A 20,408-nucleotide genomic window follows, 5' to 3' on the forward strand; every position below is an offset into this window, starting at 1 on the left:
CTGTGACGCTCAGTTGAGTTTCAGAGTCGCCGCGAACGGTTCGAGTTCGCTGACGTTCAAGTGGTACGTGACCGCGGTAATCCCCTTGGGCACGGATGACGACTCGATTCGCGGAAAGTTCGAGGTCACATCGAAGGCGAGAGTGTCTCCGAGGACGAACCACCACGGTTCATAGAAGGGGTCGCTGACATCGAACCCGATGGTGTCGAGCGCGACCGCCCAGAGCTTCCGAGCGGGCGGGCGGTGATCGATGAATGCTTCGATCGATGCCACCACATCGAGCAGTGACCGAGCTTGAGGAGATGCTGGCTGGGCCCGTTCCAGCGGCACAACGGCCAGCTGAAGCGTCACATTGGGTGCTTCCAATTGCTGCAAGCTGGAGATCGTGACGTGCATGGTGGGGCGACGCGCGGACTTCACTTCAACACAGTGCCCAGACGGGAAGATGAAGTCCTTGCTGTTCCCGAACGGCCCGTTCCAGGATCGCAAGGCACTTTCCGGGTCCTCCCCGGGTTCCAGGATCGACTCCAGGATCAGCAACTCCGCCATTAGACCCCGGATGGCATCCTCGCCGAGTGCTCGTCGGGGTCTCGAGAGGAACTCTCTGAACTCTTCCAGAGCGTCGTAGAAAGCGCTTACGCTGGAATCGAAGTCCAGCGCCCGCGAGCTCTGCTCCAGTAGGTGCCTCGTCAGCGCAGCGAATGCAGGCGACACCTCGGCCTCGTAGGATGCGATGCGGATGAAGTGAGGTAGCGCGGCGTTCCCGGAGCCGATCTCGACGGAGAAACCTTTTCCGCCGTCGATGAAGTAGCCCGGCGGGTGCGGCAGCTCCACCACCAGCGCAGGCTTTCCAGCGAGATTCTGAGCGAGCACGTTCAACCACGGATGAGTGAGCTTGATGACCTGGTTGGCGCCCTGGCCGAGCACCGCGACAAGTGCCTCGTCAGAATTCACTGGTCGTCCTCATCTTCGTTGTCCTCTTCGGTCACAGGCAGTCCGAGGTTCGCTCGCACGAAGACCTTATTCGCCACGAAACGCGTGGGTTTGGTTTGCATGATCGTGGCCTCGACGTCCAGGGGCAGTGCCGGAAACGCCACAAGTACGGCAATCAGGGGATCATCGCTACCAATAGCCAACGTCGGTGGCTTTCGGGAGTCCGGAGTCGTGACGAGCGCGAAAACGAGCAGGAGGGGCCTGACCACAAGATTTCTGATCAGTGCTGTCTCAGCCAGCTTCTCTCCCTCTTTCAACCCGACCTCCAGTTCCGTCACCAGGTCTCGAGGTAAGGAGTTTTTGAGGTCGTTGCCCGCTGCGACTCTTCGGTTTCCGAGTGCCACCTGGGTAGGAGCGCGGGGTTCCATACGGTTTCGAACACTGCTCTTGAACTCGAGAGACCTCGAAAGCGTGACTACGTCACTTGATCCGCTCACGAACCCCACGTCCCACTCATCGCTGTTCTGCGCGTCCGAGAGGTACGCCGCAAGTTGCGCGTGTCTGCCCGTGGTGCCTGCCCCGAAGTAGATGTCGGAATCGTGACCGCGAAACCCCATGAAGAATCTGTGCACGAGATCCGCGGGGACACCCACCCACACGTTCTTGTTCTCACGATCATCCGCGGCTGCGCCGATGGCCGTCACCTCGTCTGCAAGTGCCCTGGCCGCGTCCAAGTTTCGTTTCCTATCGCTTGGTTTGATCGAAAGGGAGTGCGACTCGAATCGCGCACCATGGATGTTTACGTCCCCCTGCACCTCAACCCCATGCTGGCGCTTGTTCGCTGCTGTGATCATGAAGGCTTCGGGGTGCCGCTGCATCTTCAGACCGAATTGGCTGGGCGTCATGTCGAGTGCGTTCATCTGCTTCAGTGAACTTCGCAAATCCTCCGACACCTCCGCCACGTACTTGAAGAGATCCACGACGTCGGGGTCCATCCATACACGCACCAGATCGCCGTAACCGGGTCGATAGCCGAACCATCGACCCATCTGCAGCAGAGTGTCCGCGGCCCCGGCTCGGCGCACGAAATAACTCACCTGAAGGCCGTCCAGGGTCAGTCCTCGCGCAAGCACATCTCCGCCCACGAAGATCTTTGGTTGCAGGTCCTCCTTCGTCCGCTCGTCTCTCGACAGCTCATTCATCCGCTTGTTCCGCGCGGACATCGTCCTGCTGTTCACGAGTTCGACTCGCACCTCAGGTGCGGAGGTAAGCAGCTCGGTGCGAACTGACTGCCATGCAACTTCAGTCGAGTACTCGCGTTCGAACGCTTCCCGAAGCCTTGTGGCCTCCGGGCTTTCACCGGTTGTCGAACCGGATAGTCCGAATTCAGAGAGGATGGCGCGTCTGAACTCATCCACGGCGTCGGCGACTAGGTCTGCGACTTGTTCTTGAACGTCGTTGAACCTTGAGATGTTCACCATCATCGATGCGGGCTTGGCCTCGCCACCTCGAATCCGTCTGATTGCAGTGCCGACGAAGAAAGTCGCCATGGCATCCAGCAGACTTTCAGGAAGTTCGTCGAGGCGGGCGGTTCGCCTGTGGTTGAAGGGAAGGACGGCCAAGCAATCATTGACTTCCGTGCGAATCGGCCCGCCGGAGTTCGCAGTCTCACCGAAGAAGCGCTCAATGCCGTGATAGTTCGACGGGCTTTCGAGGGCCTGAATGTAGTCGCGCGGGAACAGATCCTCTTCAAGCTCGTCATCGATGAGGATGTTGGCGAATGGGGTAGCCGTGATTCCAAGATAGGAGTTCCGCCGCGACGACCCCAGCAGTCTCCTGATCGCTTTGTTAACTGCGGCGACATTGTCCTCTGACTTTGTATTCACAGACGCCCAGTCGGCCTCATCGTCGATTACCACCAGTGGATCGGAAAGTCGTCCGTTCTTGCCCTGGCTGGTCAAGTAGGTCGTGAGGTTGGAAAGCACCTTTGCGTTCTTTTTTATGACGAAAACGTTCGGAGTAGATTCACCAGCAATGGCGACGACGCCCGCTCGCTGGCTTGCGGCACCGAAGTCAGTTCGAGTTGTTGTGCGGACGTGAGTTCCGAACGACGTATTCTTGCCCACTCCTACGCGCGTCCGGTGTGACGTCTCGGACACGTTTTCGAGGATGTAGGAGGAGTCGATCCCAGTTAGATCCGTGTCGATGCGCCGTTGCGTCTGCCGACGCAGATCTTCCGTGTGCCCGCCAATGACGACGATAATCTTGTAGCCGTAGTCGATCGCCTTGTTCAGTATGCCCACGTACGTTGCTGTCTTCCCTGACTGCACCTCCCCGATAGCGAGCCCGCGCCGGCTCCACTCGCCTCCCTTCAACGGATCCCCCATCAGTTCGACGATTTTGTCCGTCTGTGCGTCGAGTTTGGAGATCACGTTCGGGCCCCACTCCCGGTTAACTAGGAGTTGACGATAGGCATCCCACCGCGGAAGCTCCGCGTTGGGTTTGCGTTCCGCCAGCCATGGCTCAAATGTTCGGTTGTCGACGACGCCGTCGCCAATATCGAGCACGACCCTGCGCATCTCCGTTATGCGTCCTACTACATCGTCAACATCCGCCTTCGTGAGGGACTTGGCCAGGATCGCGGCCAGTCCACGCGCATTAGCCTCCAGGTCCTCGAAGGTGATGGCCTCTTCGTTCAGGATTAGGCCATTGAGGAGATCGAGCAGTTTCTTCTTCTCGGCTTCTACGACTGATGTCATTTGTCCCCCTCGGTCCATACGAGCCCGACGAGCTCGCCAAGATTGTCAACGCGATCGAATGGCTCGGCTGATCGCAGCATCTGGGTCATCTGCTCAGGAGTGCTCCTACCCAGAGTGCCCATCGAACGGAGGCTGCGAAGTCGCGTGAGGATCTCCTCCTCATCTGCGCTGGGGCGGACGCTCGGCGCGCGCTTGGACGCTTCGACGTAGAGGTCTCCAGTCGGAAACGACTGCGAGAGGTCAGTCAGAAGGCGCCTGAACTGAGCCCGGCCCTCCTCTCTCACAGAATCCGCCACGGCGGAGACGACTGGGTGTTCAGGGTTGATCTCGTACCGATAGCCGTCCCTATCAGAGATTTTGTTCCACAGGCGAACCACGTTCTGGTCGCTCTCGCGCCTCCCTCGGAACGTATGCACGCGCTTGCTCTTGCCGATCACCTGGTCCATCACCCGCTTGAAATGAACCCGGAAGGCCTGGGGCGGCTCGGCTCGGGATTTCTTGATGTCGAGTTGCCACAGATGATCCACGGTGTTCGGTATGTCCACGCGGACCCTGGACTGCTTGGACAGTTCCTCTCGACGCGCAAGACCGTACCAATGGCCGTAAGAGATTAATCGTTTGTTCCGGTAGATGTAGAAGCCCTGGCGCTCACGCATCCCGTTCCCGAGATCCCACCGGTCGCGTTCGCTCTTCGAGAGTGCTGAATGATGGGGCAGTGTGAAGGCCTGGAACTCGATGCGCTGACCACCGATGCTCAGCGGCTCTACCGGCGACGTCTGCGTCCTGGAGTTGGTCGAGAGGAAAGGATCGAGCGCTTTGACTGGAACGCCGTTTACGAGGATCCTGAGCGGCTTGCGTGTGCCATCGTCCAGAAAGCGGTGAAAGGTCAGAGAAAGGTGATCCCTGAGGTCTTCCAGCCGTTCCGCCATGACCTGATCCGGTCGCGCCGCAGCACCCAACAAGTAGTCGAGTTCCTGCCAGACAACCAGCGTTCCGCACTCCCGCTCGAGGAGAGCGTTCGCGTTCGGCAACGTCGAGCAGTCCCTTTCGTTCAGGACCATCAACGACCACTCGCCGGTCTGGCGAACGTGATCGATGTCCCATCGGAGCCCAGTGACGACGCCGTCCCGTTTCGTGAGCACTGTGAGCTGGCGCGCCTGGGAGAGCGAGGCGGTCTTGAGACCGAGGCCGAACCGCCCGAGGTCGCCGCTGGACCTCATGCTGTCTCGGGCGCTTCCAGCCAGTTGCAGAGCCGCACGAGCACCGTCTGCGCTCATACCGAGACCGTCGTCCAGAAGACTCACGTAGCGAGATTCGACTGGGTCTCCGATGATCTCGATCTGACGCGCTTCGGCGGTGATGCTGTTGTCCACGAGATCCGCGATTGCGGCGTGAAAGGAGTAGCCGACCGAACGCATGGAATCAAGTAGTTCCACCCCCGGAACCAAGATCTCGTCCTGCACAGAAAGCCCCCTCGACTAATGCACTCACAGCCTAGAGGCAGTCACTGACATCAACTGATCGCAGTATACGGTTGTCGATCTAGATGGCTGATTAACGAGGTTCCGGATGGCCCCGAGGTCCGTGAAGGTTGCGGCGGGGGTCCGACGGCGTGGGCGGGAGAAGCGATATGCTGCTTGTCTACGACCGGCGAGATCCGATGTCGGAGGGCCGACTGATACTTGGTCCGATCGTGTTTCGTCTGTGAGGGGCAATTCGTGGAATTCCAAATGGGAGAGCTCTTCTGCGGGCCTGGGGGAATGGCGCTCGGAGCGCACAGAGCTGCTGCTGAGATTGAATCCCTGGTTCTGCGCCATGCCTGGGCGAATGACTACGACAGAGACACGGTCGCGACGTACCGATCGAACATCCCCGGCGCTACATCCGCTTCAGTGATCGAACAAGACGTCCGCACCCTGAACATCGCTGGTCTCAGCCCGGTGAACGGGTTCGCTTTCGGCTTTCCGTGCAACGACTTCAGCTCGGTCGGTGATCGCAAGGGCATGACGGGCACATTCGGCCCGCTCTATAAGTACGGGGTGAATGTCCTCGACCAGTTTTCGCCTGACTGGTTCGTCGCTGAGAACGTCGGCGGTCTCCGCAGCTCGAATGATGGCAGAGCCTTCAAGCAGATCCTCGCCGAGCTGGAAGAGGCTGGGGACCACGACGGTTATGTGCTGACCCCGCATCTCTATCGTTTCGAACAGTACGGCCTTCCCCAGAAGCGTCACCGGATCCTCATCGTGGGCGTCAGACGGGACCTCGATGTGAAGTTCCGTGTGCCTTCCACGAGGCCGTACGCGGACATTGACAATTCGGTGGGGCATCGTCTCGAAGGTGAGCCAATCGGCCCTCACGTCAAGCACAACGAGCGGGCACGCCAGGCATCCCAGGTCATCGAACGACTTCTGCATATCAAGCCTGGGGAGAATGCCTTCACCGCGACGTTGCCGGACCACCTCCGTCTGAACATCTCCGGGGCAACGATCAGCCAGATCTACCGACGCTTGGAGCGCGACAAGCCGTCTTACACGGTGACCGGTTCCGGCGGCGGAGGAACACACGTGTATCACTGGGACGAACCGCGGGCCCTGACCAATCGCGAGCGGGCTCGACTTCAGACGTTCCCAGATACCTTCGACTTCGTAGGAGGTCGGGACAGTGTGCGCAAGCAGATCGGCATGGCAGTGCCGGTCGAAGGTGCGCAGGTGGTCTTCTCAGCGCTCTTCAAGTCGTTCGCGGGCATCGACTATGACGTCACGAGCTGCAACATGCGCGAGTTCGCTACCCAGCGCAGCTTCGCTCGGCGGGGGTTGTAGCGACCCCGAGATCGCTTCAGAGTTGTCCTATGGCACCGTCGAGCGCATCATGGGCGTCGTCGCCCGGCGCACTGGCGACCATGAAGGCGAACATACGCAGGGACACCAAGCCAGAGCTTGAGATGCGAAGGCGTCTGCACGCCCTTGGGTACCGCTATCGCGTGGACCACCCGCTGAAGGAGACCCCCCGGCGCCGTGCCGATCTGGTGTTCACCCGGTTGAAGCTGGCGATATTCGTGGACGGGTGCTTCTGGCACGGCTGCCCTAAACACTACATATCTCCCCGTGCGAATTCGGACTACTGGATTCAGAAAGTCGAACGGAACAGAGCGAGGGACGCGGATACGACTGCGAGGCTCACTGAGGCCGGATGGCGGGTCTTACGCATCTGGGAGCACGTTCCAGTGGAGGAGGGCGTCTCGATGGTTGAGGCCACGATCGAGAGCCTCCGCGCCGGGCAGCCGATCCGTTAGGGGCCGTTCTGCGATCGCAGCGGACCTTGGGAACGGGCCGCCGGCCCGATTCAAGTCGCGTAGTTCTCCGTGGTTAGTTGGTCAGTTCAGGGAATGCCAGCCGGATCACGTCGATGAGTCGCGCAGCCGAGCGCTTGTCCAGCTGCAAGGACTGACTGCTCTTGGGGCCAGAAACACGTTCGTCCGAACCGAACGTCGAGAGATGCAGAATCGAGCCCTGCTCAGACTGGATGATCTGGAACGAGCAGTCCACCTCAGTTGGATGTTCGCGCACATTCTGCGTGCCCTCGCTGATGGATCTGATCCGTGCCATCCAGTCCCCCGATGTCGATGATGATGCGTCAGACTCTAACGCACCACCAGTTCAGACACAGAGGGTCATTGGCTCTGCGCACGCCCGCTGACGAGACTTCTGCATCTTTGACCCGCCGACAGGAGTTGCACCTGCACGGCCGCAATCACACGCGCAAACGGCGGCGTATTGCGCGTCAGGCCGGCGCCGCGAACGCATGAACAGGCACTCTCAGTAGAGCTCTGCGTCGGTGGTATTCGCCTTCAACCAGAGCTCATCGGCACAGTCCTCCGAGCAGGCTTTCCATGGCAATATTCGAAGCGCCTTGGGAACGCGGATTCCGCAGTTCCGGCAACGGCGCAGTTTGTTGCCGTACCGCAGACCAGAGAGGCGGAAAACGGATTCGTCTTTCTTGACGTCGCACGCGCCGAGTGTGGTCCCGGGCAAGTCCGCCCCCTGGACCTTCGGCTCGAGTTCATTCACCCAATGTGAGAGCAGACGGATAAGGACTTCCTCCGCGCACAACGCTTGTTCCCACGCCCTATTCTCGAACGCCTCTGCGAGATCTGCGGGGACGAGAACCGAGACAAAAGCCGATGCAGGTGTCATACCACCTACTCTATATGGTGGATGTACACCCCGCAAGAGCCTCAAATAGAATGGGACTCTGGCACGATGAGTCAATGCCCAACCAGCCAAAGACGCCGCATAAGTCGTTTCGTATCCCGCCGGAGCTGTATTCAGCTGCTCAGGCAAAGGCAGCGCGGCAAGGGCGCACGCTTACCGACGTCGTTAAGGAGTTGCTTCAGGGTTACGTAGACGCAACGGACTAGCTTGCGAACGCTCCTAACCGGACACAAATTGGCGCAAATGCTCCCGCAACGCTGGGTCGTGGACGTAGATATAGGTGCCACGAATGCCTCGGGTGAGCAGCACCGCGTAGACGTTCTGGATGTACCAGAGCAGGTCGTCGTCGGAGTAGACGCGGCCGAGCGCCTTGTTGGCCTCCTTGCCCTTCTTGTCTAAGTACGAGGCGCGGTCGACGATGATGCGGCCGGTGATCGTGTCGAGGCGGAGGTCGGGGCCGATGATCACGCCGGCGTAGTTGAGGTCGTAGCCCTGCACCGTGTGGATCGAGCCCACCTCGTCGAGCGAACCCGGCGACGCGATCCAGTCGGTCTGGGTGCTGTTCCAGCGCATCCGCAGCTCGCCGATCTCGATGTCGTGAGCCATCTTGTCGCCCTTTGACTTCCACTCCCAGGCGTAACCCGCAATTAAGCGTGACAGGCCGACCTCGCGGTTACGGCGCATGATCTCCGCGCGCATCTCGGAGACGTCGTCGAACATGCGGAAGTCGTAGTCGCCGAAGTCGGGGACCCCCGTAGACGCCGGCGCATCCGAGCTGTCGGCAGCGCCGAGCATCAGTCGAATGTGACCGACGTAATCAGAGCCCGCCCGCACACGCATCTGCGAGAGGAGCGGATGGTGGTGGTCGGCCGCCGTCGCATTCGCGACCAGTTGCTGGAGGATCTCGACGGGGATGTCGGCCGGCTTCACGCTCTGCGCCGGGTCGACCAGGAAGATCTGGTGGGTGCTTCTGGCCTTGATCCAATCGAGCTGGTTCTTCGATTTGTCGTCGTGGCCGAAGAGCTTTGTCGTGATGTCGCGGAACTTCGCGTTGAGAGTCGCCGCCGGCTGATTCGCGCGCTGATTCAGGCGGTGCGTCTCGTCGACGATAAGCAGGTCGAAGTCAGTGGCCGACTCCCCCACTTCGAACGCCGTCAGCACCATCGATGGGTCGAGACCAGGGGTCTTGCGAAAGACCTTCTGCACCGATTTGCGGAGCGACTGCTGCGGGATGACGAAGCCGATGCGGAGGTTGCGGAGGAGCATCCGGTGATCGTCGGTGAAGAACTCGGAGAAGAGGGAGTCGCCGTCGTCGTCGAGGGCGTCGAGGGGTGTGGATGCGCGGATGTCGGCGAGGAGCTTGAGCAGGTAGATCGCGACGACGGTCTTGCCGGTGCCGGGGTCGCCCTGGATGACCGTGGTGCTGCGGTCGTTGCTGCGCAGATCGTCGAAGAGGCTCTTCACGACGCCCTCGACCGCGAAGGCCTGGTCGTCGGTGAGTGACTTGAAGGGGCTCAGCTTGAAGAGGTCGCTGTTGATGATCTCGGGGATGGTGCGGGTGAAGACGCCGTCGAGCTTCAGACGGTCGAAGATGGCGTCGAAGCTGTCTTGGTAGAAGGCGCGGTTGTAGTATTCGGCGTTGACGATGCCGTCGTTGCGATTGAGCACCTCGAAGGCGCCGACGCCGCTGAGCATCTCGATGAGGAACGACTCGAGGTCGAGGCAGACGGACTTGTTGAAGGTCTCGTCGAGGATGACGCGGAGGTTGGTGAGGTGGCTGCGCTCGATGCTCGCGAGGTGTTGGCGCATGCGGGTGGCTACGTTGAGGGATTCGCCGACGTAGATCTTGCGGCGATCGGATGCCCGGCCCGCGCCGGTCGTGTCGTCGTCGAGGATGTAGACGACCGGCCAGTTGGTGATGCGCTTGTCGCCGCTTCGCGCCCAGACGCCGACCTCGTCCTTATCGAACGGGAGGCGAACGATCTCAGAGCTGGTCATACTTCGTGGACGTGCCGCGGGACTTCTCGATGGGGTACTTCTCGCGGGTCTTCGCGAGCTTGGCGCGGACGATGTCGTCGGGGTTCAGCTCGAGGCGGGCCGCGAGGAGGTAGGCGTAGGTGAGCACGTCGGCGAGCTCGTCTTGGATCTGCTGCTCATCCGCATCCGGTGACCACTGGAAGAGCTCGAGCAGCTCGGCTGCCTCGATGGAGATGCTCTTCGCGAGGTTCTCGGGGGTGTGGAATTGGGCCCAGTCGCGCTCGGCCACGAAGGCGGCCAGGGCTTCGTGGATGGAGGGATCGGCGGGCATGTGGTCAGGGTAGCAGCGGGACTTCGCCACTCCGGGGCCGGCCCCGAATATCAGAATATCTCGATGGAGCGCGAATATCAGGAAAATGCGATGGAATGACAGTATCGTGACAATTCGATAGAAGGGAGCATCATGACTGCCTACACTGCCCGGCTCAGGGCACCGGCCGACTTCGGGTTGGCGCTTCAGCAGGCGCGACTGGCTCGAGGAATGTCGCAGTCCGCGCTGGCCCAGGAGCTGGGAGTGACGCAGAGCACTGTTAGTGCGATGGAGTCCGGCTCATCGACCATCTATCTCCGACGGCTGCTCGCCATGGCTGACGCCACTGGGATCGAGCTCAGCGCATCCTGGGAGGTCAGCGATGCGGCTGGCAGTTGAACTCTACGGGACCGTCATCGGCACCATCGAAGGCGACGCTCGCACCTTCGACTTCGTCCCGTCGCGAGAGGGCATCGAGCAATTCGGGCCGAACAGCGCGGTGCTTTCGGTGGCCGTGCCTCTCACGCCGACCCAACGTCGAGATCATGCTGCACGGCGCCGCAACTGGTTCGGGGAGCTCCTCCCGGAAGGGGACCAGTACGACTACATGCTCGCGCAGGGACGTCTGGCACGTGGCGACACCCCCGCGTTCCTCGCTCGGTACGGCCGTGACACCGCCGGAGCTGCCCAGATTTGGGACATCGACGACCCGGCGGAGCCCGTCGAGCCCGGGCTCGAACTGCTCACCGATCGCGAGGTTCGTCGCCTCCTGGAAGATCCACCTCCCAGATCCTCGGTCGCGGCTGCGGATTCTTCGTCATCGCCAGTCTTGCCTGGTGAGGACGCGGTCGAGAGGTAGCCGATTCTCGGCAAAGTCCTCTAAGTGAACCCGCATCCGATATCGCGGGTAGCTGCCTGCTCACGTCGGCCGCGAGCCCGCTTAGCTCGCGCAGTTCTCTAGATTGCCCTTTACCCCAATGCAAAGCCCGGCCTAGACTTAGCCCGTGCCTCGCCCACAGAAGTACCGCGATGTGATCAAGGCGGTGCGAGCCAACGGGTGGGTGCTGATCAGACAAGGGAAGGGCGATCACGAGGTCTGGGGAATTCCAGGCTCGTCATCTCCGAACGATAAGCACACCATCCCGCATCACAGTGAGGTGTCCGCCCGCATCATCGGCGACTTGATCAAGAAGCTCCCGCACACTCCCTACATCTGGCGATAGGAGACGATATGGCGACGAAGGGCAAGGCCGAAGTGAAGGCACGAGCACGGCGAGATGGGCGCTGGTGGTACATCGAGTTCCCCGATCTCGGTACCTCCGGGCAGGCTCGGACGATCAAGGAGATCGATGAGATCGCGCTTGAGGTCGCCGCGCTGTGGCTCGACGTCGACGAAGCGACTCTCAGCGTGACCGTCGATCTCGAACTGCCCGAGGCCGCCGCGGACCTGTGGACGAAGGCTAACGAAGCTGACGCGCGGGCGCGTGAAGACGCGAAGGCCGCGGCAGTGCTCCGGCGGCGTGCCGTTGCGGCTCTGCAGGCGGAGCACATCAGTAAGGCCGATGCGGCTCGGCTGCTCGGGCTTTCACCTCAACGGATTAGTCAGCTCAGCAAGGCGTCGTAGCCAGCTAGCGTCACCCGAGACTTGGGCGGCCGACGCCCGCCCTCACGTCGGTTGACGGGTGGGCGGGGTCGAGCACCCGCTCTTCTCAGGCGAGGAGGGCCTCGGCGTAGAACTCGGACGGGTTGTTCGCGAGCGAGGCCTTGACCAGGCGGGACCCATCGTCGACCAGGACCTCGATCGCGTCGTCGGCCGACTCGATGGAGATGCTTTTCGCGAGTTTCTCGGGGGTAATGCGGGCCCCCATCGCGCACTGTCTGAGCGGAGACAGTTCAGGCCGCGCCCTCGACTATCATTCGGATGATCAGACCGATCATGAGTTCTTTTTCTCGGGGGTCACTCATAGCGACCATGAGGGTAATTGCTGCGAGAGCGTTGCTCGTGATGCTAGGTGCGGCCCCGATACCCGTGAGTAATTCGTTGCGTGCGAGGAAGGTGACGAACAACGCAGCCGCGCTGCGCTTGTTGCCGTCCGACAGCGGGTGATCCTTCACTACAAGGTAAAGCAGATTCGCCGCCTTCTCCTCAACCGTGAGGTAGAGATCCTGCCCAGCGAACCCTTGGTAAAGTGCCCCGATCACGCCCTTCAGCGCATCCCCGCGTTCGTTGCCGAAGAATGTGTCGTCGGGAAACTCGGAGGCTACCTGCGAGATTACCGCCCGGGCTTCATCGAGGGTGAGTGCCCATCCGGGAGTCGTGTCAGGCGTCGCATCGACCCGCCCTTGGTCGTAGTCGCGAAGCAGGATGAGCCCAGGAAGGTAGCCTGCCAGCACGTCAGCCACACCTGCGACGAGCTCGTCGGTGGAGCGAGTCAATATCTGCACGATCGACCCAAGTTGCTCCAGGCGTTCGTGGTTGATTGTGTAGCCTCGAACGAGGTACTCGCGGAGGCGCTCGGTGGCCCAGATTCGGAACTGTGTTGCGGTGCTGGTTCGCACCCTGTAACCGACGGAGATGATCAGGTCGAGGTTGTAGACCGGAACCTCGCGGGCGACCTGGCGGGAGCCTTCGGTGCGAACCTGTCGGAATTTCCGACAGGTTGCCGCCTCGTCGAGTTCGCCGTCTTGATAGATGTGTCGAATGTGCTCGACGATATTGGTGCGAGACGTCTCAAACAGCTCAGCGATCTGCTGCTGACTCAACCAGACCGTCTCCGCATCGAATCGCACCTCGATAGTGGGCGCACCATCAGCGCGCTGATAGAGGATGATCTCGCCGGATGGCTGCACAGTCACTCCGTATCTCCCTCCGAGTCAGCTCGACTCAACCGGCCGCGATCGAGAGACATCATCCTTTATCGAGAATTGACGAAACTTCTGCTATCGCCGTCTAGGTTCAGTATGCCCGCACTAACGAGACCTTGAGCTGCGAATGGCCCGCGGGTCGGTCAGCGGTTGTGCTCGGCGCCTGACGGGGCGCCGAGCATCCGCTCTTCTCAGGCGGTCGCGCGGAGGGCTCCGGCGTAGAAGTCGGACGGGTCGTTCGCGAGGGAGGCCTTGACCAGGCGGGACCAGTCGTCGACCAGGACCTCGATCGCGTCGGAGGCGACACCGTCGAGGGCGACGGCCGCGACCGCGCGCGGGGCCGTCATGGGGCCGTCGTAGCCGGCCATCATGTCGGTGTCGGCGGCTCCGAGGTGGACGCCCACGACGAGGGTGTTCTGGGCGGCGAGCTCGAGGCGCACGCCGTTCGTCATCGCCCATTCGGCGGCCTTCGCGACCGAGTAGGCGTTGGCGCCGTTGATCGAGAACCACGAGAGGGCCGAGTGGAGGTCGACGATCGCTCCCCCGCCGTTGGCCGCGAGCACGGGGGCGAAGGCGCGGATCACGTTGAGGGTGCCGAAGAGGTGGGTGTCGAGCTCGCGGCGGAGGCCGGCCAGGTCGTTCTCGCCGAGGAGGTTGGCGCCCGTGGTGATGCCGGCGTTGTTGATGAGGAGGGTGAGGTCGGTGGCGTGGGTGGCGGCGTCCGTGATGGAGGTGTCGTCGAGGAGGTCTAGGCGGATGACCTCGACCCGCGGGTCGGTGAACTCGGTGTCAGGGATGCCGGCGGGGTTGCGGACGGCTGCGTAGACCTTGGCGGCGCCTCGGGCGAGGAGTTCGTCGACGAAACGGCGGCCGATGCCGCGGTTGGCGCCGGTGACTAGGGCTACGGATCCGGAGATGTTCATGGGTGGTGGTGTCCTTTCGGGGCCGCTGGGGGTGCGGCGTCGTCTTGTAGGGTAAGACTTCACGTTGACGTCAAGGGCAAGTCCTCGGGAGGTACTGATGCCGGTTGTGGATGACGCGCTCGACGAGATGCGGATCGGGGAGCTGGCGGCTCGGGCCGGAGTCAGCACGAGGGCGCTGCGGTATTACGAGGAGCAGGGCATCCTGCAGTCGTCGCGCACGGCCAGCGGGCAGCGGGTCTATGGACTCGAGGCCGTGGATCGGGTGCGGCTGATTCAGCATCTGTTCTCGGCGGGGCTGGCCAGTCGGACGATCGCGGTGATTCTGCCGTGCGTGGATACGGGGCATGCGCCGCCGGTGATGCTCGAAAGCCTGCACCGGGAGCGGGATCGGATCTCGCAGCTCATGGTGGATCTCGAGGCGGCTCGGGGGCGGTTGGATGAGGTGATCTCGATGACGGAGAACCCCGACGAGGCGCGGTGTGAGGCTGTGCGGGATTCGGCGGGGAGGACTTCGGTGATTTTGGGGGCCGGCTAGCGCGCTCAGCGCTGCGCGGGCAGCCTCATCGCCGACGCACCACGTTGAACGCGACCTCCGAGCCGCGGTGGTAGTCCTCGGCGTAGAGCACCCGCTCCCCCGTCGACGTCAGGCACTGCTCCTCGGTCAGCAGCCACGGGCCGAGGCCCGCGAGGTTGTACCGCGATTCCGTGTCATCCGCCAGCTCGACCGCGCTGATGCGGGTGGCGGCCGAGACGATGCGGTGGCCGTGCTGCTCGAGCACGACGGTGATCGAGCGGCTCCAGTCGCGGTAGGCGATCGGCCCGGGCAGCACCTCGCGCGGGATGGTGTTGACGCTGAAGACGATGGGGATGTCATCCCCGAAACGCAGCCGCTCCAGCCGGATCACGGGCGCACCCGGCTCGATGCCCAGGGCCGCAGCCCGCTTGGCGTCGACCGCCTGCTCCTGCACGTCGAGCACCGCGCTCGTCACCCGCATGCCACGGCCCTCGAGCACCTCGGAGATGCTCTCGTAGCGCGTCACCGGGCGCTCCACCTGCAGGCTGCCCAGCGCCGAGATGAATCGGCCGTGGCCCTTGATCGCGTAGACCAGGCCCTCCTGCTCGAGCCGCTTCAAGGCCTCGCGGGTCGTCGACCGGCCCACTCCGAAGTGCTCCGACAGCTCGGCCTCGGTGGGCAGCCGATCGCCCGGCTGCATGCGCCGCTCGCGGATGAGCTGCTGGAGGTCGGCGTGGAGCTGATCGGGCATGCTCGCGCGCGTCTCGATCGTCATGGACTGCATCTCCTCGATCCGGCTCAGACTTCGGCGACTTTGGTGTCAGGTTGAGAGTAGTTGAACGTCTCGGTCGACGTCCCCATTCGAGCACCGGTCGCCTCCACGATGGCCTGCACCACGACGATCTCGGCGATGGCGCGCGCGAAACCGGGCAAATCGGCGGGCAGACGCACCACACGGGCTCCGGATGCTCGGACCTCCGCCAGCGCGGCGTCGCTGGCGCCCGACACCACGATCACCGGCGCTCCGGCCCGAGCCAGGTCGGCCGCGAGTACGAGTTCGCGCGAATCGCCGAACACGATGACCGCGGTGGTCTCCCCCGCCGGCTCCGCGGGACCGTGCAGGTACTGGTAGCCCTCGAAGGACGCGGCGGGGATCGCCAGCGCCTCGCGGAACATCAGCGAGGCCTCGACCGCCGTCGCGTACGAGAAGCCGCTGCCCACCACGTCGATCGACGAGACCCCCGAGAGGTGCGCCGCCAGGGCCGGTGCGGCCTCGAACGCCACCGCGAGCATCCGCTCGACCAGCGCCGGAACGGCGTCGGCATCGGCCGACTGCTCGCCCAGGCCGACTGCACCGAGCAGCTCGGAGTAGGCGAGCAGGGTGGAGATGTAGCCGATCGAGTAGACGGCCGAGTCGTCGAAGCCGCCGAGGTCGACGACGTGGTCGACCGCGCCCGAGACGGCCTGAGCCGGGTAGTTCGTGATACCCACCCGACGGCCGGGAGTGACGGCCGCGGCGGCCGCGATGGGCTCGGGGCTGCGGCCCGACTCCGTGACCACGACGTAGTGATCGCCGGGCTCGAAGTCGGCGGGCGCAGCCGCCAGGTCGGTGGGCGTGAGGTTGACGCTGCGCACACCGGCCCGGGTCAGGGCGGCGGTGAGGGTGAAGGCCGACGCGGTCGATGCCCCCATCGCAAGCACGGCGACGGTGTCTCCGGGGCGCCACGGGTCGATCGTCGCGCCCTGAAGCGAACTACGGATGCTCGTGAGCGCCGAGCGGAGCTCGGCGGGCTGGCGGCGGATGGCGACGGAGAAGGGCAGGTAGTCCATGGTGAGTCCTCGGTAGTGGGGTGAAGGGCGATCGTCGACGCGACGATCGGCTAGCTGGGGTGCAGCAGGCGGCGGGCGAGTTCGACCGCGCCGGCCACGGGCGGCTCTCGCAGCACCGTGAAGGAATGGTCGGGCAGGGTGCGGGCCAGGCGGCGGGAAAGGGCCCGCTCGAAGCCGGGCTGGTTCGTGACGACGCCTCCGGCGGCGACCACGGCAGAACCGACCGCGCCCCGCGCCACCGCGCGCTCGACGCCGAGCGCCAGGCGCTCCGCCTCGGCGATCACGATCGCGCCGGCGTCCGAGTCCTCGGCACCGGGGCGGGCGGCGACCTCGAAGACGAGCGGGGCCAGTTCGGCCCACATCGTGATGCCGGCGCCCTGGGTGACCGCGTCGGAGAGCTGGTGCGCATCCGTGACCCCGAAGCGCTCGAAGAGCGCCCGGCCGAGATCGCCGGGATCGCCGGTGCGGTCGACGCGGTCGAAGACCGTGCGCACGGCCTCCCGGGCGATCGACGCGGCAGAGCCGGGGTCGGCGAGCATCCATCCGTAGCCACCGGTCGAGACGACCGCACCCTGGGCATCGTGACCGACCACGATCGACCCGGTGCCCGCGATGACCGCGATGCCCTGCCGCTGACCGGCCGCCGGAACGAGGAGATCGGCGTCGTTCACGACAACCACCGGGCCCTGGTGCACGGAGCGGAGCGCCGAGGAGAGCTCGGCGATCTGCCGGGGGCTGTCGCACCCGTGGGCACCGACACCGAGCGGAGACCTGCTGTCCGCTCCCACCTCCCTCAACTCGAATTCCAGCACGTCCAGACCACTCAGATCGCCCGGATCTCTGGGGTCGCGCCAGGTGGCCGTCGGGAAGACCCGGTCGATCACCGCGTCACCGCGGACGGCGCGGAGGTGGGTCTTGGTGCCGCCGACGTCCAGTCCGATCAGCGTCGGGCCGCCGGTCGCGTCCTGGCCGCTCATCCTTTCAACGCCCCGTCGGTGAGACCGCCGATGACACGCTTCTGCAGGAAGACGAACGCGATGATCAGCGGAAGGCCCGAGAGCACCACGTGTGCGAACACGAGGTTCCACCGCAGACTCTGAGCCGAACTGTTCGCGAACGAATAGAGCGACAGCGGGAGGGTCTGACTCGCGGTGCCGGTGAGCAGGAACTGCGCGAAGAAGAAGTCGCCCCACACGTTGATCACCAGCATGATCGCGCCCACCACGAGGATCGGCGTGGCCAGCGGCAGCAGGACGCGGAAGAAGGTCTGCATCCGGCTCGCCCCGTCGATCGACGCGGCCTCCTCGAGATCGATCGGCATGCTGCGGATGAAGCCGGTGGTGAGGAACACCACGATCCCGAGCCGCGTACCGATCAGCACGAGCACGTAGCCAAGCGTCGTTCCGGTCAAGCCGATCTGGCGCAGCAGGAAGATGGTCGGGATGAGGGTGGGCGGCACCAGCATCGACAGGGCGATGACGTAGAACACCGCCTGCTGCCAGCGGGCCCGGCCGCGGGCGAACACCCACGACGCGGCGGCACCGACGAGCAGCACCACGAGGACCGTCGGCACCGTGACGAGCAGGCTGTTGCCGAGCGCCCGAAGGTAGTCGCCCTCGGTAAACACCGCGCCGTAGTTATCGAGCGCGGCGAGGTCGGTGGGCAGCGCGAGATCGAGTGACGCCGCTTCGCCCGCGGGCTTCAGGGAGTTCACCACGACCATCCACACCGGCACGAGCACCCACGGGATGGCGAAGAGCGACAGGCCCGCGATGCGCAGGGCGTTCCAGGTTCGGCGTCGCCGACCCATGCTTATGGCGGTCATGCGCGGAGCTCCCGTCGTCGGAGGTACCAGACGAGCGGCACGGCGACCACCACGACGAGCAGCGTCACGACGAGGCCGAGCGCGCTGCCGGTACCGAAGTTGCCCTGGGCCCATTGCATACGCAGCTCCACGTAGAGAGCCCGGGTCGAATCGCCCGGCCCGCCACCCGTGCTGGCCTGAATCACGTCGTAGGCGCTGAAGGCGCCGACGAGCGTCGAGACCACGTTGAAGGTGAAGGCCGGGGCGAGCAGGGGGAAGGTGATGCGCCAGAAGCTGGTCCAGGCGGATGCTCCGTCCAGCCGCGCCGCTTCCAGCACGTCGCCCGGCACCGCGTTGATGCCGGCGATGTAGACGACCGTCGTGAGGCCGATCCACTTCCAGGCGTCCATGAAGGCGACGGCCGCGAGTGCCGTCGAGGGCTCACCCAGCCATGCCCAGTCGAAGCCGGGCACCACGATGCCGATGAAGTCGTTGACCGGCCCATCCGGTTTCAGCAGGCCCCGCCAGATGTACCCGACGGCGAGCGGGGAGATCAGCACGGGGATGAAGAAGATCGAGCGGAAGAAGCCGTTGACGCGGTTCGAGTCGCGGAGCGCGTAGGCCAGGCTGAGGCCGATGACGTTCTGGAACGCCATGGCGATCAGCGCGTACAGCACCGTGACGACCACCGGGTGGAGGAGGCTGCCCTGCTCCATCAGCAGTGCGATGTTGTCCCACCCGTTGAAGGTGATGGCGCTGGAGTAGGTCGTCCAGTTCGTGAAGGCGAAGTAGAGGTTGAGCACCTGGGGCAGCAAGAAGAAGACACCGACCAGCACGTAGGCCGGCACGGCGAACTTCGCCAGACCGCGGAGGGTGCCCGACCCTCCCCGGGGCCCCGGGCGGGGAGGACCGGAGATGGTCCTCCCCGCCCGGAGCGAGGGCACGGCCGCACGCCGGCCGGTGCGATTCGAGACGGTCACCAGCCCTCGAGCCCCTGTGCCTTCGCCGCGGTGCCGAGCTCGGTCTGCAGCTGGTCGGCGACATCCTGCGGCGAGGTCTGGCCCGCGATGAGCTCGGACATGAGCGGCGTGATTCCGTTCATCGCGCCGGGGAGGTCGGTCTGCAGCAGGGCGCGGACGGGACCCTCGTCGTAGGCCGCCTTGATCTGCTTCATCAGCTCGCTCGTCTCGGGGTCATCGGTGCCCTCGATCAGGGGGAAGGTGCCCGACTGCTCGATGTACGAGGGGTAGTTCTCCCCCGTCGCGAACCGGATGAAGTCGAGCGCCGCGGCCTCTCGGGTGCTGTCGCCGGTCTTCGGTGCGAAGTAGCTGCCGAGGATGCCCGGCTGGATCAGCGCCTCCTTCGATGCCGCACCGACGGTACTGAAGCCGATCGTGGCATCGACCTTCGCCGAGTCGCCGTTGGCCGCGTCGACGTACACCGGCGCGATGTTCGAGTGGATCAGCTGGTAGGCGGCTTCACCCGAGAGCACGTCGGCGACGTTGTCCTCGAAGGTCGCGGTGGAGATGTCGGGGCTCATGCACCCGTCGGTGAGCAGGGTCTCGTACTCGTCGAGCCCCGCGAGCAGCGGAGAGTCGGAGTCGCCGAGCGACGCGGAACGGTCGATGATCGTGCCCGCCCAGTCGTCGTCCGACATGGAGGTGCCGTACAGGAGCGGAAGGGATGCGGTGGGCCACCCAGAGCCGCCGGCTTCGGCGAGCGTGGTGATTCCGGCACCCGACAGCGTCGCGCACTGGGCCTGGATCTCGTCGACCGTCGTGGCCGGCTCCAGACCGTTCGCCGCGAGCACGTCCTTGTTGTAGTAGACGCCCCACACCTCGGGGAAGTTCGTGATGGCCGAGTAGACCTTGCCGTCGAGGCCCCGGCCGCTGCCGTCGTAGAGCTCGCCCGACGCGTCGACGAAGTCCTCGTCGGAGAGGTCCTGGAGGTTCTCGGTGGGGTTGAGCATGGAGATGTAGGAGGAGGTCGGTGAGAACTCCATCAGGTCGGGACGGTCTCCCGCAGCCCACTTGGTGAGCAGCGAGTCCTCGTACCCGTCGGAGCTGATGGGCACCAGATCGACCTTGTTGCCGGAGGACTTCTCGTAGGCGCTGTAGACGTCGAGCAGAGCATCCGAGTCCTGGGTGTTGTACCAGACCGTGAGCGTCGTGCTGCCCGAGTCGCCCCCGGATGATCCGGAGCAGCCGGAGAGGGCGAGGCCGGCGACGCCGATGAGGGCGACCGCCGGGAGGACGTGGGGGCTGTGGCGCATGGGATCTCCT

At 63.9% G+C, this 20,408-nt stretch carries 23 protein-coding genes; 7 read left to right on the plus strand and 16 right to left on the minus strand.

The genetic code is table 11. From position 1 onward, the window contains the following. Nucleotides 1-9: 9 nt before the first annotated feature. The 3 genes from NVV95_RS03035 to NVV95_RS03045 are packed head-to-tail and all read right to left on the minus strand — an operon-like array spanning nt 10 to nt 5,155. Nucleotides 10-954 carry a PD-(D/E)XK motif protein gene (locus NVV95_RS03035; protein WP_259485055.1) on the minus strand — a complete coding sequence of 315 codons (945 nt, stop codon included), beginning with the start codon at nt 952-954 and terminating at the stop codon, nt 10-12. Next, nucleotides 951-3,692 (minus strand): Z1 domain-containing protein, encoded by a 2,742-nt coding sequence (locus tag NVV95_RS03040; RefSeq protein WP_259485056.1) that lies wholly within the window; start codon nt 3,690-3,692, stop codon nt 951-953. The genes NVV95_RS03035 and NVV95_RS03040 overlap by 4 nt, the downstream gene beginning before the upstream one ends. Next, on the minus strand, nt 3,689-5,155 hold the full coding sequence (locus NVV95_RS03045) for an ATP-binding protein (protein WP_259485057.1): 1,467 nt from the start codon (nt 5,153-5,155) through the stop codon (nt 3,689-3,691). The genes NVV95_RS03040 and NVV95_RS03045 overlap by 4 nt, the downstream gene beginning before the upstream one ends. A gap of 255 nt (nt 5,156-5,410) precedes the next feature. Here NVV95_RS03045 and NVV95_RS03050 point away from each other — a divergent pair, with 255 nt between their 5' ends. Together NVV95_RS03050 and NVV95_RS03055 are read left to right on the plus strand one after the other, a co-directional pair. Next, the gene (locus NVV95_RS03050) at nt 5,411-6,511 is read left to right on the plus strand and encodes a DNA cytosine methyltransferase (protein ID WP_259485058.1); all 1,101 of its coding nucleotides are present in this window, start codon (nt 5,411-5,413) and stop codon (nt 6,509-6,511) included. Nucleotides 6,512-6,540: 29 nt separating this feature from the next. Beyond that, the gene (locus NVV95_RS03055; protein WP_259485059.1) at nt 6,541-6,984 is read left to right on the plus strand and encodes a very short patch repair endonuclease; all 444 of its coding nucleotides are present in this window, start codon (nt 6,541-6,543) and stop codon (nt 6,982-6,984) included. A gap of 73 nt (nt 6,985-7,057) precedes the next feature. Here the strand turns inward: NVV95_RS03055 and NVV95_RS03060 are convergent, their stop codons facing one another. The 4 genes from NVV95_RS03060 to NVV95_RS03075 all read right to left on the minus strand — a co-directional run bounded on the left by NVV95_RS03060 (nt 7,058) and on the right by NVV95_RS03075 (nt 10,211). Continuing rightward, nucleotides 7,058-7,297, minus strand: a complete 240-nt coding sequence (locus tag NVV95_RS03060) for a hypothetical protein (protein ID WP_259485060.1) — start codon at nt 7,295-7,297, stop codon at nt 7,058-7,060. Between the two features lie 210 nt (nt 7,298-7,507). After that, complete coding sequence (locus NVV95_RS03065) at nt 7,508-7,885, minus strand: hypothetical protein (protein WP_259485061.1); 378 nt, start codon at nt 7,883-7,885, stop codon at nt 7,508-7,510. A gap of 237 nt (nt 7,886-8,122) precedes the next feature. Beyond that, the gene (locus NVV95_RS03070) at nt 8,123-9,901 is read right to left on the minus strand and encodes a DNA/RNA helicase domain-containing protein (RefSeq protein ID WP_259485062.1); all 1,779 of its coding nucleotides are present in this window, start codon (nt 9,899-9,901) and stop codon (nt 8,123-8,125) included. Then, nucleotides 9,888-10,211, minus strand: coding sequence for a nucleotide pyrophosphohydrolase (locus tag NVV95_RS03075; RefSeq protein WP_259485063.1), 324 nt, complete (start codon nt 10,209-10,211; stop codon nt 9,888-9,890). The genes NVV95_RS03070 and NVV95_RS03075 overlap by 14 nt, the downstream gene beginning before the upstream one ends. 132 nt (nt 10,212-10,343) lie before the next feature. Between NVV95_RS03075 and NVV95_RS03080 the strand changes: the two genes are divergently transcribed. From NVV95_RS03080 to NVV95_RS03095, 4 genes are all read left to right on the plus strand, one after another. Further along, a complete protein-coding gene (locus tag NVV95_RS03080) occupies nt 10,344-10,589 on the plus strand; it encodes a helix-turn-helix domain-containing protein (protein ID WP_259485064.1) in 246 nt (81 codons plus the stop codon). Further along, nucleotides 10,573-11,049: a HipA N-terminal domain-containing protein gene (locus tag NVV95_RS03085; protein ID WP_259485065.1), complete on the plus strand. Its 477-nt coding sequence runs from the start codon at nt 10,573-10,575 to the stop codon at nt 11,047-11,049. The genes NVV95_RS03080 and NVV95_RS03085 overlap by 17 nt, the downstream gene beginning before the upstream one ends. A 145-nt stretch (nt 11,050-11,194) precedes the next feature. Further along, nucleotides 11,195-11,413, plus strand: a complete 219-nt coding sequence (locus NVV95_RS03090; RefSeq protein WP_259485066.1) for a type II toxin-antitoxin system HicA family toxin — start codon at nt 11,195-11,197, stop codon at nt 11,411-11,413. Between the two features lie 8 nt (nt 11,414-11,421). After that, the gene (locus NVV95_RS03095; protein WP_259485067.1) at nt 11,422-11,814 is read left to right on the plus strand and encodes a hypothetical protein; all 393 of its coding nucleotides are present in this window, start codon (nt 11,422-11,424) and stop codon (nt 11,812-11,814) included. An 85-nt stretch (nt 11,815-11,899) separates the two neighbouring features. Here NVV95_RS03095 and NVV95_RS03100 read toward each other — a convergent pair whose 3' ends face one another. From NVV95_RS03100 to NVV95_RS03110, 3 genes are all read right to left on the minus strand, one after another. Continuing rightward, nucleotides 11,900-12,058, minus strand: coding sequence for a hypothetical protein (locus tag NVV95_RS03100; protein ID WP_259485068.1), 159 nt, complete (start codon nt 12,056-12,058; stop codon nt 11,900-11,902). Nucleotides 12,059-12,083: 25 nt separating this feature from the next. After that, on the minus strand, nt 12,084-13,046 hold the full coding sequence (locus NVV95_RS03105) for a virulence RhuM family protein/type II toxin-antitoxin system death-on-curing family toxin (protein WP_259485069.1): 963 nt from the start codon (nt 13,044-13,046) through the stop codon (nt 12,084-12,086). A gap of 200 nt (nt 13,047-13,246) precedes the next feature. Continuing rightward, entirely contained in the window at nt 13,247-13,978 is a 732-nt protein-coding gene (locus NVV95_RS03110) for an SDR family oxidoreductase (RefSeq protein ID WP_259485070.1), read from the minus strand. A 106-nt stretch (nt 13,979-14,084) separates the two neighbouring features. Between NVV95_RS03110 and NVV95_RS03115 the strand changes: the two genes are divergently transcribed. Next, complete coding sequence (locus tag NVV95_RS03115) at nt 14,085-14,513, plus strand: MerR family transcriptional regulator (protein WP_259485071.1); 429 nt, start codon at nt 14,085-14,087, stop codon at nt 14,511-14,513. 25 nt (nt 14,514-14,538) lie between these two features. Here the strand turns inward: NVV95_RS03115 and NVV95_RS03120 are convergent, their stop codons facing one another. From NVV95_RS03120 to NVV95_RS03145, 6 genes are read right to left on the minus strand one after another with little or no spacing between them, the layout of a single operon-like run. Further along, nucleotides 14,539-15,267: a GntR family transcriptional regulator gene (locus NVV95_RS03120; protein ID WP_259485072.1), complete on the minus strand. Its 729-nt coding sequence runs from the start codon at nt 15,265-15,267 to the stop codon at nt 14,539-14,541. Between the two features lie 23 nt (nt 15,268-15,290). Continuing rightward, entirely contained in the window at nt 15,291-16,322 is a 1,032-nt protein-coding gene (locus NVV95_RS03125) for an SIS domain-containing protein (RefSeq protein WP_259485073.1), read from the minus strand. Between the two features lie 50 nt (nt 16,323-16,372). Further along, nucleotides 16,373-17,299 carry an N-acetylglucosamine kinase gene (locus tag NVV95_RS03130; protein WP_259485074.1) on the minus strand — a complete coding sequence of 309 codons (927 nt, stop codon included), beginning with the start codon at nt 17,297-17,299 and terminating at the stop codon, nt 16,373-16,375. Further along, nucleotides 17,296-18,147 carry a carbohydrate ABC transporter permease gene (locus NVV95_RS03135; RefSeq protein WP_259485075.1) on the minus strand — a complete coding sequence of 284 codons (852 nt, stop codon included), beginning with the start codon at nt 18,145-18,147 and terminating at the stop codon, nt 17,296-17,298. Before NVV95_RS03135 ends, NVV95_RS03130 begins: the two co-directional genes overlap by 4 nt. Beyond that, nucleotides 18,144-19,106 carry a carbohydrate ABC transporter permease gene (locus NVV95_RS03140; protein ID WP_259485076.1) on the minus strand — a complete coding sequence of 321 codons (963 nt, stop codon included), beginning with the start codon at nt 19,104-19,106 and terminating at the stop codon, nt 18,144-18,146. Before NVV95_RS03140 ends, NVV95_RS03135 begins: the two co-directional genes overlap by 4 nt. Then, on the minus strand, nt 19,103-20,398 hold the full coding sequence (locus NVV95_RS03145) for an ABC transporter substrate-binding protein (RefSeq protein WP_259485077.1): 1,296 nt from the start codon (nt 20,396-20,398) through the stop codon (nt 19,103-19,105). Before NVV95_RS03145 ends, NVV95_RS03140 begins: the two co-directional genes overlap by 4 nt. Nucleotides 20,399-20,408 lie beyond the last annotated feature (10 nt).

It is taken from the genome of Herbiconiux gentiana (genome assembly GCF_024978135.1).
GTDB classification, from domain to species: Bacteria; Actinomycetota; Actinomycetes; order Actinomycetales; family Microbacteriaceae; genus Herbiconiux; species Herbiconiux gentiana.

What these genes read in the sequence shown, in the direction of transcription:
- NVV95_RS03095 (WP_259485067.1), top strand. Translation starts at nt 11,422, where the DNA reads ATGGCGACGAAGGGCAAGGCCGAAGTGAAGGCACGAGCACGGCGAGAT.
- NVV95_RS03075 (WP_259485063.1), bottom strand. Translation starts at nt 10,211, where the DNA reads ATGCCCGCCGATCCCTCCATCCACGAAGCCCTGGCCGCCTTCGTGGCC.
- NVV95_RS03125 (WP_259485073.1), bottom strand. Translation starts at nt 16,322, where the DNA reads ATGGACTACCTGCCCTTCTCCGTCGCCATCCGCCGCCAGCCCGCCGAG.
- NVV95_RS03110 (WP_259485070.1), bottom strand. Translation starts at nt 13,978, where the DNA reads ATGAACATCTCCGGATCCGTAGCCCTAGTCACCGGCGCCAACCGCGGC.
- NVV95_RS03055 (WP_259485059.1), top strand. Translation starts at nt 6,541, where the DNA reads ATGGCACCGTCGAGCGCATCATGGGCGTCGTCGCCCGGCGCACTGGCG.
- NVV95_RS03060 (WP_259485060.1), bottom strand. Translation starts at nt 7,297, where the DNA reads ATGGCACGGATCAGATCCATCAGCGAGGGCACGCAGAATGTGCGCGAA.
- NVV95_RS03130 (WP_259485074.1), bottom strand. Translation starts at nt 17,299, where the DNA reads ATGAGCGGCCAGGACGCGACCGGCGGCCCGACGCTGATCGGACTGGAC.
- NVV95_RS03085 (WP_259485065.1), top strand. Translation starts at nt 10,573, where the DNA reads ATGCGGCTGGCAGTTGAACTCTACGGGACCGTCATCGGCACCATCGAA.
- NVV95_RS03070 (WP_259485062.1), bottom strand. Translation starts at nt 9,901, where the DNA reads ATGACCAGCTCTGAGATCGTTCGCCTCCCGTTCGATAAGGACGAGGTC.
- NVV95_RS03065 (WP_259485061.1), bottom strand. Translation starts at nt 7,885, where the DNA reads ATGACACCTGCATCGGCTTTTGTCTCGGTTCTCGTCCCCGCAGATCTC.
- NVV95_RS03145 (WP_259485077.1), bottom strand. Translation starts at nt 20,398, where the DNA reads ATGCGCCACAGCCCCCACGTCCTCCCGGCGGTCGCCCTCATCGGCGTC.
- NVV95_RS03080 (WP_259485064.1), top strand. Translation starts at nt 10,344, where the DNA reads ATGACTGCCTACACTGCCCGGCTCAGGGCACCGGCCGACTTCGGGTTG.
- NVV95_RS03040 (WP_259485056.1), bottom strand. Translation starts at nt 3,692, where the DNA reads ATGACATCAGTCGTAGAAGCCGAGAAGAAGAAACTGCTCGATCTCCTC.
- NVV95_RS03100 (WP_259485068.1), bottom strand. Translation starts at nt 12,058, where the DNA reads ATGGGGGCCCGCATTACCCCCGAGAAACTCGCGAAAAGCATCTCCATC.
- NVV95_RS03120 (WP_259485072.1), bottom strand. Translation starts at nt 15,267, where the DNA reads ATGACGATCGAGACGCGCGCGAGCATGCCCGATCAGCTCCACGCCGAC.
- NVV95_RS03135 (WP_259485075.1), bottom strand. Translation starts at nt 18,147, where the DNA reads ATGACCGCCATAAGCATGGGTCGGCGACGCCGAACCTGGAACGCCCTG.